At 63.4% G+C, this 17,358-nt stretch carries 14 protein-coding genes; 6 read left to right on the top strand and 8 right to left on the bottom strand.

The genetic code is table 11. The features are described 5' to 3' along the window. Positions 1-217: 217 nt before the first annotated feature. From hemL to BB029_RS04410, 3 genes are read right to left on the bottom strand one after another with little or no spacing between them, the layout of a single operon-like run. Entirely contained in the window at positions 218-1,501 is a 1,284-nt protein-coding gene (gene hemL / locus BB029_RS04420) for a glutamate-1-semialdehyde 2,1-aminomutase (protein ID WP_027605259.1), read from the bottom strand. Between the two features lie 18 nt (positions 1,502-1,519). Beyond that, positions 1,520-2,143, bottom strand: coding sequence for a thiamine phosphate synthase (gene thiE, locus BB029_RS04415; protein WP_065938355.1), 624 nt, complete (start codon positions 2,141-2,143; stop codon positions 1,520-1,522). 32 nt (positions 2,144-2,175) lie between these two features. Beyond that, positions 2,176-2,973 (bottom strand): hydroxymethylpyrimidine/phosphomethylpyrimidine kinase, encoded by a 798-nt coding sequence (locus BB029_RS04410; protein ID WP_065938354.1) that lies wholly within the window; start codon positions 2,971-2,973, stop codon positions 2,176-2,178. 277 nt (positions 2,974-3,250) lie between these two features. Between BB029_RS04410 and BB029_RS04405 the strand changes: the two genes are divergently transcribed. From BB029_RS04405 to BB029_RS04390, 4 genes are all read left to right on the top strand, one after another. After that, positions 3,251-5,641, top strand: a complete 2,391-nt coding sequence (locus BB029_RS04405; protein ID WP_065938353.1) for a hybrid sensor histidine kinase/response regulator — start codon at positions 3,251-3,253, stop codon at positions 5,639-5,641. A gap of 103 nt (positions 5,642-5,744) precedes the next feature. Then, positions 5,745-7,400 carry an acyl-CoA dehydrogenase family protein gene (locus BB029_RS04400; protein WP_065938352.1) on the top strand — a complete coding sequence of 552 codons (1,656 nt, stop codon included), beginning with the start codon at positions 5,745-5,747 and terminating at the stop codon, positions 7,398-7,400. Positions 7,401-7,595: 195 nt separating this feature from the next. Beyond that, on the top strand, positions 7,596-9,068 hold the full coding sequence (gene amn / locus BB029_RS04395) for an AMP nucleosidase (RefSeq protein ID WP_024077553.1): 1,473 nt from the start codon (positions 7,596-7,598) through the stop codon (positions 9,066-9,068). A gap of 71 nt (positions 9,069-9,139) precedes the next feature. Then, positions 9,140-9,775, top strand: coding sequence for a pseudouridine synthase (locus BB029_RS04390; protein ID WP_027605265.1), 636 nt, complete (start codon positions 9,140-9,142; stop codon positions 9,773-9,775). On the opposite strand, the gene BB029_RS04385 is transcribed toward BB029_RS04390, so the two are convergent. Together BB029_RS04385 and BB029_RS04380 are read right to left on the bottom strand one after the other, a co-directional pair. Continuing rightward, complete coding sequence (locus tag BB029_RS04385) at positions 9,770-9,979, bottom strand: DUF2788 domain-containing protein (RefSeq protein ID WP_025999909.1); 210 nt, start codon at positions 9,977-9,979, stop codon at positions 9,770-9,772. The genes BB029_RS04390 and BB029_RS04385 overlap by 6 nt on opposite strands. A 227-nt stretch (positions 9,980-10,206) precedes the next feature. After that, positions 10,207-10,686, bottom strand: a complete 480-nt coding sequence (locus tag BB029_RS04380; RefSeq protein ID WP_003194418.1) for an Lrp/AsnC family transcriptional regulator — start codon at positions 10,684-10,686, stop codon at positions 10,207-10,209. A gap of 431 nt (positions 10,687-11,117) precedes the next feature. Here BB029_RS04380 and BB029_RS04375 point away from each other — a divergent pair, with 431 nt between their 5' ends. Further along, on the top strand, positions 11,118-12,179 hold the full coding sequence (locus BB029_RS04375) for a DUF6515 family protein (RefSeq protein ID WP_065938351.1): 1,062 nt from the start codon (positions 11,118-11,120) through the stop codon (positions 12,177-12,179). Here BB029_RS04375 and BB029_RS04370 read toward each other — a convergent pair. Continuing rightward, positions 12,176-13,069: a cation diffusion facilitator family transporter gene (locus BB029_RS04370; RefSeq protein WP_065938350.1), complete on the bottom strand. Its 894-nt coding sequence runs from the start codon at positions 13,067-13,069 to the stop codon at positions 12,176-12,178. The two genes, BB029_RS04375 and BB029_RS04370, sit on opposite strands and share 4 nt — an antisense overlap. 9 nt (positions 13,070-13,078) lie before the next feature. Further along, a complete protein-coding gene (locus BB029_RS04365) occupies positions 13,079-13,498 on the bottom strand; it encodes a polyribonucleotide nucleotidyltransferase (RefSeq protein ID WP_065938349.1) in 420 nt (139 codons plus the stop codon). A gap of 110 nt (positions 13,499-13,608) precedes the next feature. Here BB029_RS04365 and hrpB point away from each other — a divergent pair, with 110 nt between their 5' ends. After that, positions 13,609-16,119 (top strand): ATP-dependent helicase HrpB, encoded by a 2,511-nt coding sequence (gene hrpB / locus BB029_RS04360; RefSeq protein ID WP_065938348.1) that lies wholly within the window; start codon positions 13,609-13,611, stop codon positions 16,117-16,119. A gap of 137 nt (positions 16,120-16,256) precedes the next feature. Here the strand turns inward: hrpB and BB029_RS04355 are convergent, their stop codons facing one another. Next, positions 16,257-17,345 carry an endonuclease/exonuclease/phosphatase family protein gene (locus BB029_RS04355; protein ID WP_065938347.1) on the bottom strand — a complete coding sequence of 363 codons (1,089 nt, stop codon included), beginning with the start codon at positions 17,343-17,345 and terminating at the stop codon, positions 16,257-16,259. Positions 17,346-17,358 lie beyond the last annotated feature (13 nt).

Here is a 17,358-nt window from a genome sequence, read left to right as displayed (position 1 = left end):
CTTACCTCTGACGGGGCGCGCGGATCCTCGGGGGATCCAATAAGCGCGCATTATGAAATAAGCAGGCCTCTGCTTACAAAGTCTTTACTCGTTTTTCTGCTGCTTAGGCAAGTTATCTGCCGGATTGCAGGTAAATTCTCGGAAAAATAAGGAAATCCCTGTAGGCAAAGTAGCAAATCTGACGCCGCCCACCGCGACGTCAGGTTTTTGCTCCGGCTTATTTCAGTGCGGCGAAGGCGCGTTCGGCGGCATCCAGGGTCAGTTTCAGCTCGGCGTCGCCATGGGCGATCGAGGTGAAGCCGGCTTCGAAGGCACTCGGCGCCAGGTACACGCCGCCTTCCAGCATCAGGTGGAAGAAGCGCTTGAACAGGTCGGCATCGCTGCCCATCACATCATCAAAGGTGACGATGTCATCGGCGCCGCTGAAGTACAGGCCAAACATGCCGCCCGCTTGCGTGGTCACGAACGGGATACCGGCGGCGTCGGCGCGCTGTTGCAGGCCGTCCAGCAGGCGGGTGGTGTAGTCGGTCAGCTCGGCGTGGAAGCCCGGGCGGCTGATCAGGCGCAGGGTGGTCAGGCCGGCCGCCATGGCCAGCGGGTTACCCGAGAGTGTGCCGGCCTGGTACACCGGGCCCAGCGGCGCGATGTGCTGCATGATCTCGCGCTTGCCGCCGAAGCAGCCCACGGGCATGCCGCCCCCGATGATCTTGCCGAATGTGCTCAGGTCCGGCGTGACGCCGTAGTGCGCCTGGGCACCGCCGAGGGCAACGCGGAAGCCGGTCATCACTTCGTCGAAAATCAGCACCACGCCGTGCTTGTCGCACTGTTCGCGCAGGCCTTCCAGAAAGCCCGGGGCGGGCGGCACGCAGTTCATGTTGCCGGCCACCGGCTCGACGATGATGCACGCCACGTCCTGGCCGACTTCGCTGAGCATCTGCTCGACGGCGCCGATGTCGTTGAACGGCAGGGTCAGGGTGTGTTTGGCGAACGCTGCCGGTACGCCGGCCGAGCTGGGTACGCCTTGGGTCAGCGCGCCGGAACCGGCTTTGACCAGCAGGCTGTCGGAATGGCCGTGGTAGCAGCCTTCGAACTTGATGATGCTGTCGCGGCCGGTGAAACCACGGGCCAGGCGAATCGCACTCATGGTGGCTTCGGTGCCGGAGCTGACCATGCGCACCATCTCCATCGAAGGCACGATGCTGCAGACCAGATCGGCCATCTCGGTTTCCATGGCGGTCGGCGCGCCGTAGGACAGGCCGTGTTCCAGCTGCCTGCGCACGGCGTCCAGCACGTCGGGGTGGCTGTGGCCGAGGATCATCGGGCCCCAGGAGCCGACGTAATCCACGTAGCGCTTGTCATCTTCGTCGGTGACGTAGGCGCCTTCGGCATGCTTGAAGAACAACGGCGTGCCGCCCACGCTTTTGAACGCACGCACGGGGGAGTTCACACCGCCGGGGATGTGTTTCTGGGCATCGGCAAACAGGGTTTCGGAACGAGACATGGTGAGGGCTCTCTGAATTCAGGATTTGATGAGTTCGTTGAAGGCGCGGGCGCGGCGCGTGACTTCCTGGGTACTGTCGGCACCGAACAGGCCGTGGACCACGGCCAGCAGGTCGGCACCCTGGGCCACCAGCGGTGCGGCGTTTTCCAGGGTGATGCCGCCGATCACGCAGATCGGCACATGCAGGCGCTTGCGGGCCTCGGCGAGCATTTCAACGGTGGCGGCCGGAGCGCCCGGCTTGGTGTTGGAATTGAAGAAGCGGCCGAAGGCGACATAGCTGGCGCCTTCTTTTGCCGCCTGTTCGGCCAGTTCGATCTGGCCGTGGCAGGTGGCGCCGATGATCGCCTTGGAACCGAGCAACGCACGGGCCGGTGTCAGTGGGCCGTCGGTCTGGCCCAGGTGCACGCCGACGCCCAGGCGTGCGGCCAGGTCGAAGTCATCATTGATAATAAGCTGGGTCTTGTAGCGCGAGCACAGCTCCCGCAGTTTTTCGGCTTCGCGCAGGCGCCGGGCTTCATCGCTGCTTTTGTCGCGGTACTGCAGCAGGGTCACGCCACCGTCCAATGCCGCTTCGACGTAGGCGAGGAACTTGCCGGCCAACAGTTGGCTGTCGGTAATGGCGTAAAGGCCACGTAGTTTCATCGGGCAGGCCTCTTGCTGTTAAGAGCAGATAGTTACGAGCAGAAATCCAGTGGCAGACGGCGCGGTACGAACTGGCCCTGGCCGAGTTGTTCGGCGTCACGCAGGGTGCGCCAAGTGTAGTTAAGTGCCGACTGCACCGCACTCACCAGCCCTTCGCCTTGGGCGATCCGTCCGGCCAGGGCGCTGGCCAGGGTGCAGCCCGACCCGTGATAGCTGCCGGGCAGGCGCTGGCAGGTAAAGGTCTGGCGCGTGCCATCACGGCTGTAGAGACGGTTGTGCACTTCGTGCTCATCGCCATGGCCGCCGGTGATCAACAGATGCTTGATAAACGGCAACAGCTTCTCGGCGCATTCGTCGGCGGTGCCCTCGGGCAGTTCGGCGAGGATACGGGCTTCAGGCAGGTTCGGCGTGGCGATCAGCGACAACGGCAACAGCCGCTCGCGCATGGCATAGCCGACTTCGTCCTTGCCCAGGCTGCCGCCGCCGCCGGCGCGCAGCACCGGGTCGCACACCACCGGCAGGTGCGGGTGCGCCTGCAGCAGTTCGACCACGGTGTCGACCATCGCGGTGGAGCCGAGCATGCCCAGCTTGACCGCCGCCACGTCGGAGTCACCGAGGACGGCATTGGCCTGGGCCATTACCCACTCACGGTCCAGTACGCGGAAATCGCTGACATTGACGGTGTTCTGCACGGTCAGGGCAGTGACGGCCGGGGCCGCATGGCAGCCTTGGGCGAGGAGGGCTTCGATATCTGCCTGCAAGCCGGCGCCACCACTGGGATCATGGCCGGAGAGACAGAGGACAACGGGGCGAGAGCTGTAGATATTCATGGTGCGCGAGCTTACCACCAAACGCTTTTGGCGGGGCCTTCGGGCGATGGTTGAATGTTGTCGCGCAAACGCCGCTTTTTTGGCGTGTGCTCGGCTGCGAAAACGCTCTGAAAGCCTTGTTCTAGAGCCTTTCAAAAAATTATTTCAATGGTGTCCAATGGCCTTTAGCGGCTATGCTAAAGTGGATTCAAACAACTTAACTGTACCGCCGGTGTACGTCTTCTCAAAAGGAATGGGGGGCTTTTGACATAACCGGACAGGCCACGCTGGGGCTCGCATGCGCTATTTGCTGATCTTATTGTTGTGCGGGCTACCGATGCTCGCCAGCGCCATCGAGTTCAACCAGGACACCCGAAGCCTGCCGCTGGGCCGAGCCATGCAAGTGCTCGAAGACCCCACCGATGCCCTCACCATCGCCGAAGTAAGCTCCCCCGCCTACGCCGCTCAATTCAAGCACCATGACAAAGCCACCCTCAACGCCGGCTATTCGCGCTCCGTGTTCTGGCTCAAGGTCGACCTGCATTACGTGGCCAGGGACCCCCGTGCCCCCCGCACCTGGTTCCTGGAGTTGGCTTACCCGCCGCTGAATCATCTGGACCTGTACCAGAACGATGGCACCGGTAACTATCGGCTGGCCAGCCGCACCGGCAGTGCGCTGCCTTTTTCCAGCCGTGAAGTCAGCCAGAGCAACTACCTGTTCAAGCTCAATTTCGTGCCCGACCAGCAGCAAACGCTCTACCTGCGCCTGCAAAGCGAGGGCTCGATCCAGGCGCCGTTGACGCTCTGGGCCGGCACCGCTTACCTGGAGCAACAACCGCTGCGCCTGTCTGTGCTGGGGGTGATCTATGGCGTCCTGCTGGGGATGCTGGTCTACAACCTGTTCATCTACCTGAGCGTGCGCGACACCAGCTACCTGTATTACATCCTCTATATCGCCTCGTTTGGCCTGTACCAACTGTCGGTCAATGGCGTGGCGGTGCAGTACTTCTGGCCGAACAGCCCGTGGTGGGCGAATGCGGCGGTGCCGTTGCTGATCGGTTCGGCGGCGCTGTTCGGCAGCCTGTTCGCCCGCAGCTTCCTGCATACCGCGCAGCACAGCCGCTGGCTCAACCGGCTCTTGCTGGCACTGGCGATGTGCGGCGGCGTAGTGATGGCGCTGGCGCTGCTGACCAGCTACGCCCTGGCCTTGCGCCTGGCGACCGGCCTGGCGCTGGTATTCACCGTGACCATCTTCGTCGCCGCCATCAAGGCCTGGTACTGCGGCCAGCGAGTGGCGCGGTATTTCATCATCGCCTGGTCGGCGTTCCTGCTGGGCGGGGTGGTGAACACGCTGATGGTGCTGGGCTACTTGCCCAATGTGTTCCTCACCATGTACGCCAGCCAGATCGGCTCGGCAATTGAAGTGGCGCTGTTATCCCTGGCCCTCGCCGACCGCATCAATGCCATGCGTGAACAACAGGCACAGATCCTGTTCGATGCCAGCCAGAAGCTCGAAGTGCTCAACCAGCAACTGGCCCGCAGCAACCGTCTCAAGGATGAATTCCTCGCGACGCTGACCCACGAACTGCGCACGCCCATGAACGGTGTGATCGGCTCCCTTGAGCTGATGCAAACGGTGCCGCTGGACGACGACCTGGCGCAGTACCAGCAAACGGCCGCCGGTTCGGCACGGGACATGATGCGCATGGTCAATGGCATCCTCACCCTCACCGAATTGCAGGCCGGGCGCCTGAGTGCCCAGCCTCGGGTATTCAGCCTGCGGGGCGTGCTCGACACCCTGCGCCAGCAATTCACCACCAGTGCCCAAGGCAAAGGCCTGGCGTTTTCCATCGATGTGGCCGATGAGCTGCCGGACCGCATGGTGGGCGACGCCGACAAACTGCTCCAGTGCCTGGATTGCCTGTTGGACAATGCGTTCAAGTTCACCCGCGAAGGTTCCGTGCGCCTGCGGGTGGTGGGTGTGACTCACAGTGACGGCGATGTGCGCCTGAGCTTCATTGTGACCGACACCGGTATTGGCTTCGCCTTCCTTGACGAGGCGACCTTGTACCAGCGCTTTTTCCAACTCGATGGCTCCATGACCCGCGAATACGGCGGCCTGGGCATCGGCCTGGCCATCTGCCGGCAATTGATCGAGCTGTTGGGCGGGCGCCTTACCCATCATTCCGAGCCGCACAAGGGCAGCCGCTTCCAGCTGGACGTGAACGTCAGCCCGGTGCCGATCGAGGCAAAACCGGCGCCCGGCCGGCAACGCGCGCCCCAGGATTGCGCGGTATTGCTGGTGGATGACAACAGCGTCGGCCAGTTGGCGGTGCGCGGCATGTTGCTCAAGCTGGGTTACCGGGTGAAAACCGTTGACAGTGGCCCGGCGGCGTTGGCGGCCTTGCAGGGGCAAAGCTTCGACGCGGTCTTGCTGGATGTGCCCGAAGGCGGCTTCTCGTTGTGTTGTCAGATCCGTGCACTGCCGGGCTGCGGTGAATTGCCGGTGATCGCCTTGAGTACGTCGCTGAATACGTCCGAGCGCGAGCGCGGTCATGGCATCGGCATCACCGACCGCCTGGCCAAGCCGGTGCGCTTCGAGGCGCTGCAGTCGGTACTGGAGCGCCGCTTGTTGAGCGCGCTCGAGGGCGAAAGCGCCGGGCATTCGGCGGGTATGCCACTTTTTTAACCCGGATGACGGTGCTTAACTGAAAAAACCGGCCTCAATCGATCTGCGCCTTTCTTTATGGGTAGGTGCGCATTCGACAGGGCCTTTTTCCAGGAGGCCCGTCATGAACCTGCATCAGTTCGCCGAAACCCACGACGTCACCAACCAGCCGCCCTCCCTGGACGGCACCAACCTGTACCGCATCGACGTGCCCCTGCAAGACTGGTCGCGGCGCTTTGGCGCCGGCTGGGCGCAGGCGCGCATCGATGCGTACGGGGCGTTGGCCGGCGGGCCGCTGATGGCGGCCGGGTTCCTGGCCAACCAGAACAAACCGGTGTTCAGCAGCCATGACCGGTATGGGCATCGCATCGACCTGGTGGAGTTTCACCCGGCCTACCACGAGCTGATGCGCGCCGCGGTCGAGCATGGCCTGCCGTCGTTGCCGTGGGCCCATCCACAGTCCGGTGCCCATGTGGCGCGTGCGGCCATGACCTACCTGCACAGTCAGGCTGAGGCCGGCACCGGCTGCCCGCTGACCATGACTTTTGCCTGCGTCCCGGCCCTGCGCCTGCAACCCGACCTGGCGCAGACCTGGCTGCCGAAAATCCTCAGCACCCACTATGAACCGCGCAATGTCGGCATTGCCCACAAGGCCGGTGCAACCATCGGCATGGCGATGACGGAGAAGCAGGGCGGCACCGACGTGCGCGCCAACACCACCCGCGCCTATCCGGTGGGCGCCGGCGGGCCAGGGCAAGCCTATGAGCTGGTCGGTCACAAGTGGTTCTGCTCGGCGCCGATGTGCGATGCCTTTCTGACCCTGGCCCAGACCGACAAAGGCCTGACCTGTTTCCTGCTGCCCCGGCACCGCCCGGATGACACCCGCAACGAGTTCTATATCCAGCGCCTGAAAAACAAATTGGGCAACTGCTCCAATGCGTCCAGTGAAGTGGAGTTTCGTGGGGCCCTGGCCTGGATGATCGGCGAAGAGGGGCGTGGCGTGCCCACCATCATCGAGATGGTCGCCATGACCCGCTTCGATTGCATGGTCGGTTCCAGTGCCTTGATGCGCCAGGCGCTGACCCAGGCCAGCCATCACTGTGCTCATCGCCGGGTCGGTGGCCGTGTGCTCAGCGAGCAGCCGCTGATGCAAAACGTGCTGGCCGACCTCGCCCTGGAAAGCGAAGCCTCGCTGGCCTTGAGCATGCGCATGGGCTGCGCCCTGGACAACCTGGGCGATGAGCGCGAAGCCAAGTTCGCTCGGCTGGTAACGGCGGTGGGCAAGTATTGGATCTGCAAGCGCGCCCCGGCGATGATCAACGAAGCCGCCGAGTGCATGGGCGGCGCGGGCTATGTGGAGGACAGCATTCTGCCGCGCCTGTACCGTGAAGCGCCGGTGAATTCGACGTGGGAAGGTTCCGGCAATGTGCAATGCCTGGACGTGCTGCGCGTACTGTCCAAGGAGCCCGGCGTGCTGGAAGCGCTGTTTGTCGAACTCGGTGACGGGCATGGCGATAAGCAACTGGCACGGCATATCGAACACCTGAAGTCGGCGTTCATGGACACCCAGGACATCCAGTACCGCGCGCGGCAGTTGACCGAGGATATTGCCGTGGCTTTGCAGGCCAAGCTGTTGCTGGAGGCCGGTCATGCGGCGGTCAGCGATGGTTTTATCGCCAGCCGTTTGGGCCAGTCGTCTGGCCGCGTCTACGGCACTTTGCCGCGTGGCGTCGATGTCGGGGCCATCGTCGCGCGCTCAAGCCCCAATGTATCTGAATAAACACGGTCCAAATGTGGGAGGGGGCTTGCTCCCGATGGCTGAGTGTCAGTCAGCCTATCTGTAAACTGACCCACCGCTATCGGGAGCAAGCCCCCTCCCACAGGGATTGCAGCCCTCTTGAGAGGGCACTCCAATTCAAGGTTTGCGTCTGACAGGGATACAGGCAAGATAAAGGCCTGCAAGTCAGAACACAGGATGCTTACCGTGACCGAAGCTTTTGTTGTCGTTCAAACCGCCGAAGAAGCCGTGGATCGGCTGGCGGCCCTGCATGAGCGGGCTACCGGCGCGCTCAATCAAGCCCTCAAGCAATACCTCAAGGACCGCGTCGAACCCGACGCCGAACAACGCGCGCTGTTTCGCTACCCGGAACTGCGCCTGACTTACCACTGCCACGGCGAAGTCCCACAGACTACCCGGGCGTATGCCAAGGTCCAGTTACCCGGGACCTACAGCGTAACCGTCACGCATCCGGCAGCGTTCCGTAAGTATTTGCTGGAACAACTGGTGCCGCTGATGCACGACTTCACCGTGACCGTGGAAGTGGGCGTCAGCCAGCAGAACATTCCTTATCCGTACGTGGTGGAGCAGGGCGACGAACTGGCCGGCTCCGGAGTGACCGCCGCGACCTTGGCGCGCGTGTTCCCCAGCACCGACCTGTCGGCCGCCACCGATGGCATCGCCGATGGCCTCTACGACTGGGAAAACACCGACCCGCTGCCCCTGGCCCTGTTCGATGCGGCGCGCGTGGACTTTTCCCTGCGTCGGCTGGTGCATTACACCGGCAGCGACTGGCGCCATGTGCAGCCGTGGATCCTGCTGACCAACTACCACCGTTATGTCGACCAGTTCATCCTGCATGGCCTGGAACAACTGCGCAGCGACCCGCGTTTTATCCGCATGGTGCTGCCGGGCAACGTCATCATCGACAAGAGCATGGACCACGGCGAAGCCTCGGCGATTGCCGCCGGCGTAGTGTGGCACCGCTACCAGATGCCGGCCTATCACCTGCAGGCCAGCGATGGCCACGGCGTGACCCTGGTGAACATCGGTGTTGGCCCGTCCAACGCCAAGAACATCACCGACCACCTGGCGGTGCTGCGTCCGCATTGCTGGCTGATGATTGGCCACTGTGGCGGCCTGCGCCAATCCCAGACCATCGGCGACTACGTACTGGCCCACGCCTATATGCGCCGCGATGGGATTCTCGACCGGGTGGTACCGCCGAACATCCCGATCCCGGCCCTGGCCGAAGTGCAGATGGCCTTGCAGCAGGCGGCGGCGAATGTTACCGGTGAGAAAGGCGAAGAACTGAAAAAACGCCTGCGTACCGGCACCGTGCTGACCTACGACGACCGCAACTGGGAACTGCGCTGGGCTCAGGAACGGCCGTTGATCAACCTGTCCCGCGCCGTGGCGGTGGACATGGAAAGCGGCACCATCGCCGCCCAGGGCTACCGCTTGCGCGTACCGTACGGCACGTTGTTGTGTGTGTCGGACAAGCCACTGCACAGCGAGATCAAGCTGCCGGGCTCGGCCAACGCGTTCTACGAACGTGCGGTCAGCCAGCACTTGAAGATCGGTATCGAGGCGGTGGACCTGTTGCGCACCGAACTCAACTCGCTGCACTCGCGCAAACTGCGCAGCTTCGACGAACCGCCGTTCCGCTAAGCGGTTGGGATGGTCATTTAGCGGTCAGGCCACTAGCATTGTCGGTCCTGACCGTTAGATGTTCCTTTACCATGTCCCGTCCCACCCGTCCCGATTCGCGCCGCCCTGGCGTGAAACCTCCGTATTCTGCCGCGCGCCGTGTTGCCAAGGCGCCACCGGCCGAGCCGAAGTTGGTCTTGTTCAATAAACCCTTCGATGTGCTGACCCAGTTCAGCGACGAAGGCGGGCGCGCGACGCTCAAGGACTTTATCGACATCCCCGGCATCTACCCGGCAGGTCGCCTGGACCGTGACAGCGAAGGTCTGTTGTTGCTGACCAACGACGGCCAGCTGCAGGCGCGTATTGCCGACCCCAAGCACAAGCTGGCGAAAACCTACTGGGTGCAGGTGGAGGGCGAACCCACCGAAGCATTGCTGCAACGCCTGCGCGACGGCGTAGAGCTCAACGACGGCAAAACCTTGCCCGCCGAGGCCCGGCGTTTGGATGAGCCGGCGTTATGGCCGCGCAACCCGCCGGTGCGCTTTCGCAAAAACCTACCGACGTACTGGCTTGAACTGGTGATTCGAGAGGGGCGTAACCGCCAGGTTCGGCGCATGACCGCCGCCGTGGGCCTGCCGACCTTGCGCCTGGTGCGGGTGCGTATTGGCGATTGGACAATCGACGGCCTGGACCAAGGCCAATGGAAGGAAGTGCCGGCGCGTTTATAAAGCGCCGGATTCGATGAGGCCGATCACTACGCTCTTGATGATGAACGCGGCCACGCCCAGGCCCAGTACGAAAAACAGGATGAACGAACCAAAGCGCCCGGCCTTGGATTTCTTCGCCAGGTCCCAGACGATAAAGCCCATGAAAATGATCAGGATAGTGACCAGGCCGGTCATCATCCATTCTTCGAACAGGGCGGGGTCGATGTTGTTCATGGGCTCTTCCAACGGGGCAGGCGGCAAGTATACGGCAGTGGCACAGGCGCAACATTGACCTGCGTCGGTGCGTCGCACGCAGACTTCACTGTTGAAACACGGGCCAAATGTGGGAGGGGGCTTGCCCCCGATAGCGGTGTGTCAGGCTGTGTATCTGGTGACTGATACTCCATCGGGGGCAAGCCCCCTCCCACATTTGATCTTCATTGTTCATGGGATCAGGTGCGCAGGTGGGTCAGCGGCAGCTCGGTGCTGTTGAGCACCTGGTTCAGCACAAAGCTCGAGCGCACGCTGGTCACGCCTTCGATCCGGGTGAGGTGGCCCAGCAGCAGTTTCTGATAGTGGTCCATGTCCGGCACCACCACTTTCAACTGATAGTCCGCATCCATCCCGGTGACCAGGCTGCATTCCAGCACCTGGGGCAGGGTGCGGATGGCCGCTTCGAAGTTCTCGAAACGCTCGGGGGTGTGGCGGTCCATGCCGATCAGCACATAGGCGGTGAGGCTCAGGCCGAGCATCTTGCGGTCGAGCAGGGCGACCTGGCGCGCGATGTAGCCGTCGTCCTCTAACTGCTTGACGCGGCGTGAGCAGGGCGAAGGCGACAGGCCGATACGCTCGGCCAACTCCTGGTTGGAGATCCTCGCGTCGCGCTGCAATTCCGCCAAAATACTCAGGTCGTATCGGTCAAGCTTGCTCATTGGGTTGGCCTTTGTCGTAACTATTGCGGTGAATTATCCATGAAGGGTTAAAAATTGCGCAAGCACTGTTTATTGACGCAATCTTCGCAATCATCTGTCCGGCGCTGGCCTGTATCGTTATCAACAGAATCACCGCCTGGACAACAGTCCACAGCAGCTCGCCCAATCAGGCTTGCTGCGGCCGCCACCCCAGCAGGGTCGAGCCGGCCTCCAGGCTGCACACTGTCCACAAGACGGCGTGAGGTGAGCCAACGTCAAAAGCGTTGAGCATGGACGAAGTTCTCAAGGGGTGGCCGACGGGTCACCCCTTTTCTTTTGCCTTAAGAAAATTGTTCCTGTGACTGATAACCTGTCTCAGAACCGGGCGGGGCTTTTCCAGTCTCATCTATGAGGCCGGACCTTCCAGGCCCTTATCCGCAGTGAGGAATAGCATGAAGCGCATCTGGCGTATGGCAGGTGTAGGTTTGCTGATGGTCACCTTCGGCACGCAAGTGATGGCCGACGAGCCGCGCCCTGAGGGTGGCGGCCAGCATGAAAGAGGGCCGGAGGGCGGTCGGCAAGGGCAAGGTAACGAACAGCCGCGCCCGCAGAATAACCAACCGCGCCCGCAGCCCCAGAACAATCAACCCCGGCCGGAAAATAATCAGCCACGTCCACAGAACCCGCATTTTGATCGCGCCGAGCAATCGCCCCACGGTGGCGGGCAGTGGCAAGGTCGCCCGCAAGGTGCCGAACAGCCTCGGCCAGCCCCGCAGCCTGCGAACAACCTGCCGATCCAGAGTCGCCCCGATACCGTGCGCCAGACCCAGGAACCGCGTCAGGGTTACTACCGTGACATTCCTCGACGCAACGACGACAACCGCAATTGGGAGGCCGGCGGCCCAGGTTCGCGGCCTGGCTACAACGGGCATCCCAACGATAACCGCTGGCCAGGTCGCCCCGACGGCCATGGCAACGGCTGGGGCCCCGGCCCCCAGTATCGGCCTGGCTATGTTGTCGACCGCTTCCCCGACCGCAACTACCGGGTGCCGTACCGTGGCCAGGATTACTTCTTCTCCGGCGGCTACTGGTACCGCCCCCAAGGCCCACGCTATGTGGTCGTGGCGCCGCCGTATGGCATCCGCGTGCATTACCTGCCGGACTATGCGCGTGAAGTGTGGGTAGGTGGCTCGCTGCTGTTCCTGGCCGCTGGCGCCTACTACGCCTACGAACAAAGCACCCAGCAATACGTGGTGGTGCAACCGCCGACGCAAGTGCCGGCACCGCAGCCAGCACCCCAAGGCAATGGCTATGACGTGGTGGCCTATCCCGCCAACGGGCAGTCACCGGCGCAAGTGCAGCAGGACGGCTACGACTGTTATCGCTGGGCAGTGCAACAAAGCGGCTTCGACCCGCAGGCGGTCACCTACGCCCCTGACCCGGCGGTGGTGCAAACCTACCGCCAGGCCCAGGGCAACTGCCTGAGCAGTCGCGGGTATCAGGTGCAGTACTAGGCCTTGGCGCCCGTGACCACTTCCCGTGGGTCGGCGTGCACCAGCACTTCGGCCCGCGGGTAGGCTGCGTGAATGGCATCGGCGGCCTGGTCGCTGATGCCGTGGGCCACTGACAGCGTCAACTCCCCCGGCAGTTCCAGGTGCAACTGCACGAACCAATGGTTGCCGGAGATGCGCGTGCGCAGGTCATGGGCACCCAACACCCCCGGTACGCCTCGCGCCAGTTCCAGCATGTGCTGGCTGACGTCCGGCGGCAGTTCCTCGTCCATCAACACCGCAAAGCTTTCCCTGGCGATCTGGATCGCGCTCCACAAAATGTAGGCAGCGATGCCCAGGCCGAACCAGGCGTCGACTTGATGAAAGCCCATGCCCGCCAGCACCAGCGCCACCAGGATGCTGCCGTTGAGCAGCAGGTCCGAGCGGTAGTGCAACGAGTCTGCCCGCACGGCATTGGAACCGGTTTCGCGCACAACCCGGTGTTGCAGCATCAGCAGCGCCACGGTCAGTACCAGGGAAAATACAATCACCCCGATGCTCAGCCACGGCGCGCCGACCGGTTCCGGATGCTGCAGGCGCTCGTAGGCCTGCAAGGCGATCAACACCGCACTGCCACCAATGAACAACGCCTGGGCCATGCCCGCCAGCGACTCCGCCTTGCCATGGCCGTAACGGTGATCGTCATCGGCCGGGCGCAGGGCGTAATGCACGGCCAGCAGGTTCAGCAGCGAGGTCACGCCATCGAGCAGTGAGTCGGTCAACCCGGCGAGCATGCTCACCGAGCCGCTGAGCCACCAGGCAATCGCCTTGGTGACGATCAACGCACAGGCCACGCCCACCGAGGCGCGGGTGGCCAGGCGCAACAGCCGGGCGTGTTCGGGACTGCTGGTCATAAACGTTCCTTAGGCGGCGGGTTTCAGGCCCAGGAGCGCAAGTTGTTGCACGCTGCCCTTGAACTGGATCATGCGTGGGTCGTCCAGCGGCAGGGTGCGGCCGGTTTCCTTCTGGATGATGCTTTGCAGCTTGGCGTTGTCGACCTTGCCGTCGGCGCCGATGGCTTCGTGGAGTTTTTCCGGGTCGACCTGGGCAGTCTTGCCGGGTTCGAAATAGATCGCGCCCGTGGCGAAGTCGACGCCGAACGCGATCAGGCCAGGGATCACGTAGAACAACAGGCCCACGGCATCGAGCACGGCAATGGTCGGGTCGATCTTGCCATCGATCTGGCCACGGCGGTCGGGGTAGAAAATCGACCCGCAGGCGGTGAGTTGGCTCAGCAGGGTGACGGCGAGGACACCGCCGATGACACGGGAAGCGATACGCATGGAGACTCTCCTGAACACGGTTGATACGGGACTATATAGCACTGCCATTGAGACCAGCGTCGGCATCCGGCAGTTCGCCGTTATACTCGCCGCTCTGCTTTGGAGCCAGTATGAATTCGTTGCCGATCGATGATGTTTTACCCGCCCTGCGTGACGCCTTGGCGAATCGCCATGAAGCCGTGCTGGAAGCGCCGCCCGGCGCCGGTAAAACCACCCGCGTGCCCTTGGCCTTGTTGAATGAGCCCTGGCTGGCCGGGCAGACCATCCTGATGCTCGAACCCCGGCGCCTGGCCGCCCGCGCCGCCGCGGAACGCCTGGCCAGCGAACTGGGGGAGAAAGTCGGTGAAACCGTCGGCTATCGCATCCGTCTCGACAGCAAGGTCGGACCCAACACGCGCATCGAAGTGGTCACCGAAGGCATCCTCACCCGTCGTTTGCAGGACGATCCGGCACTGGACGGTGTCGGCCTGCTGATCTTCGACGAATTCCACGAGCGCAGCCTCGACGCCGACCTGGCACTGGCCCTGAGCCTGAACGGCCGCGACCTGTTTCGCGACGAGCAACCGCTGAAAATCCTGCTGATGTCCGCCACCCTCGAAGGCGAGCGCCTGGCCAGCCTGATGGACGACGCGCCGATCCTGCGCAGCGAGGGGCGCATGTTCCCGGTGCAGATGCGTTGGGGGCGGCCGTACCAGGCCGGTGAATTTATCGAGCCGCGTGTGGTGCAAACCATCCTCGAAGCCCTGCACGATGAAACTGGCAGCGTGCTGGTGTTCCTGCCGGGCCAGGCGGAAATTCGCCGGGTCAATCAGCAACTGGCCGACGCCCTGGGGAACAGCCCTGACGTGTTGCTCTGCCCGCTGCATGGCGAGCTGGACCTCAACGCCCAGCGCGCGGCCATCGATCCGGCACCGGCCGGTAAACGCAAAGTGGTGCTCGCCACCAACATCGCCGAGACCAGCCTGACCATCAACGGCGTGCGTGTGGTGATCGATGCCGGGTTGGCGCGGGTGCCGCGTTTCGACCCCGGCAGCGGCATGACCCGCCTCGACACTCAGCGCATCTCCCGCGCCAGCGCCACCCAGCGCGCGGGCCGGGCCGGGCGCTTGGAGCCAGGGGTGTGTTATCGGTTGTGGTCCGAAGACCAGCATGAAGGGCTGGCCGCATACGGCAGTGCGGAAATCCTCGCCGCAGACCTCGCCGGTTTGGCCTTGCAACTGGCGCGCTGGGGCGTCACGCCCCCACAGCTCGTCTGGCTCGATGTGCCACCCACCGCCGCCTATGCCCAGGCCCAGGATTTGCTGGTACGCCTCGGGGCCTTGAATGACGAAAAACTCACGGCACATGGCCAGAAGATGGCCGAGCTTCCGGCCCATCCACGCATCGCCCATTTGTTGCTGCGCGGGCAAGACCTTGGGCTGGCGGCCACGGCCTGTGATGTCGCGGCACTGTTGGGTGAGCGCGATATTTTGCGTGGTGGCGGCGCGGATTTGCACAGCCGCCTGGCGCTGATGTCCGGTGAAGAGCGTGCACGCGGTACTCAAGGCGGCGTGCAACGCGCCAAGCAACTGGCGCGGCAATACCGTGGCTATTTGAGAGGCCAGGCGACCCGGCCGGTGGCCGACCCCGACCACCCGCGCTGGCTCGGTGCGTTGCTGGCGCTGGCCTACCCGGACCGTGTCGCCCAGCAACGCCGCCCCGGTGGTGCCGAATACCGTTTGGCCAACGGCCGCGCCGCGCTGTTCGCCGAGGCCGACAGCCTGATGAAACAACCTTGGCTGGTGATCGCCGACCTCGGCAGCCGCCAGGGCCAGCGCGAAGAACGCATCTACCTCGCGGCAGATTTTGACCCGACGCTGTTCGACACGGTCCTCGCCGAGCAAGTGCGCAACGTCGATCAACTGGACTGGGACGAACGCGAAGGCGTGCTGCGCGCCGAACGCCAGCGCAAAGTCGGCGAGCTGGTGCTCAGCCGCGAACCGCTCACCGGTCTCGACGAATCCGCACGCAGCCAGGCGCTGGTCAACCTGGTGCGGCGCAAAGGTCTGGAGTTGCTGCCCTGGACCCCTGAACTGCGCCAATGGCAATCCCGCGTCCTGCTGCTGCGCCAGTTGGACGCCGGCAAAAGCAGCGAATGGCCCGATGTCAGCGACAGCGCCTTGCTCGCCGGCCTGGAGCACTGGCTGATGCCCTACCTGGGCAAAGTCTCGCGCCTGAGTCACTTCGCCAACCTGGATATTTCCAGCTACCTGCACAACCTGTTGCCCTGGCCGCTGCCCCAGCGCCTGGACGAACTGGCGCCGCAGCATGTGAAGGTGCCATCGGGTTCATCGGTGCGGTTGGACTACAGCGAACAGCCACCGATCCTGGCGGTGCGCTTGCAGGAACTGTTCGGCCTGGCCGACACCCCGCGCATTGCCGGCGGGCGCCAGGTGGTGAAGTTACACCTGTTGTCCCCGGCACGGCGGCCGGTGCAGGTGACCCAGGATTTGGCGAACTTCTGGCGCAGTACCTACGCCGAAGTGAAGAAGGATCTGAAGGGCAGGTATCCCAAGCATTACTGGCCGGATGATCCGCTGATAGCCGAGCCGACCGCGCGGATCAAACCCCGGAAGTCGTAACGCCAAAGATCCAAATGTGGGAGGGGGCTTGCTCCCGATGGCGGTGGATCCATTACAGATGAGCTGACTGACACACCGCCATCGGGAGCAAGTCGAATCGTCGCACCGCCCCTCCCACATTAATCCTGTTGTGTGGGTTATTGCGCCGCGGGCAGCAGGAACCGTGCAATCACCGGCAGATGGTTGGAAATACGCAACGTATCCTCCTGCCTCACCTTCGCCTCCACCCGCTTGATTCGCGGGCTGTAGAACAGGTAGTCGACGGTGCGATCCGGACCATCGAGGCTCGGGTCATTGGGGAAATACGTCAGCCATTTCTCACGATCAATCCCGCTGGATTGGCTGTTGCTCGGGATCATCGGGTACTTGTCCCACAGTAAATGCAGCTCACTGTCCGGCGAATACTGCCCGCGCTTGCCCGCCTCCAAACGCAGGAATTGCCCCAGGGGCAGCAGGTTGAAATCCCCGCCGATCAGCCAGGGCGTGCCACGGCCTTCGAATTTATCCAACAGCTTGACCGTGCTGATGACCTGCTCCTGCACCGCACTGCGCCCCGGCGCGTCGCCATCCAGGCGGGTGTTGAGCACCGCCAGTTGGCCGCCATCGCTCAGGGGCAGGTAGGTCAGCAGCAAGGCCGGCTTGGGTTGGAACTGGCGGCTGAGGATGTTGGCGTCCGGCGCCGGCAATTGCAGGCGCTCGGCGTGTTCGATCTGGTAGCGGCTCAGGGTCGCCAGCTTGCGGCCGACGCTGCCGAAGATATGCCGGTCGGGCACGAAGTCGGCTTTCCAGTCGAAGGCCTGGGCGCTGCACGGGTAGAGGTCGACCAGGCGCTCCTGCAAAAGCGCCAGCTGGTCCTGATAGTGGGAAGGCTTGGCGTTTTCGTCGAGTTCCTGCAACAGCAGGATGTCGGGTTGTTCGTCGCGAACCACCCGCGCCACTTCGTCGAGGCTGGCGGCCATGTCCTCTACGGTAGGGCGGTCGTCCGGGCCGCTGCCGTCGGCGGTGTCGTACCAGAACACGTAGTTCTTGCCGGCCAGGTATTGCACGTTCCAGGTCATGACCTTGAGCGCCTGCCCGGGCAACAGGGTTGGCGCTCGGGGCGCGACGCAGCTGACGGGCAGGGTTTCCTTGGCGGCGGGGCGCCAGGTCAGGCTGTAGATCAGGGCCGTCAGCAGGCCTGCGACGATCAGCAGGCCCAGCAGGGTGATGCGCAATAAACGGGTCATCGGCTCGGCTTAT

This window comes from Pseudomonas sp. S3E12 (genome assembly GCF_001702295.1).
GTDB classification, from domain to species: Bacteria; Pseudomonadota; Gammaproteobacteria; order Pseudomonadales; family Pseudomonadaceae; genus Aquipseudomonas; species Aquipseudomonas marginalis.
This window is presented reverse-complemented; position numbering and strand designations above follow the sequence as displayed.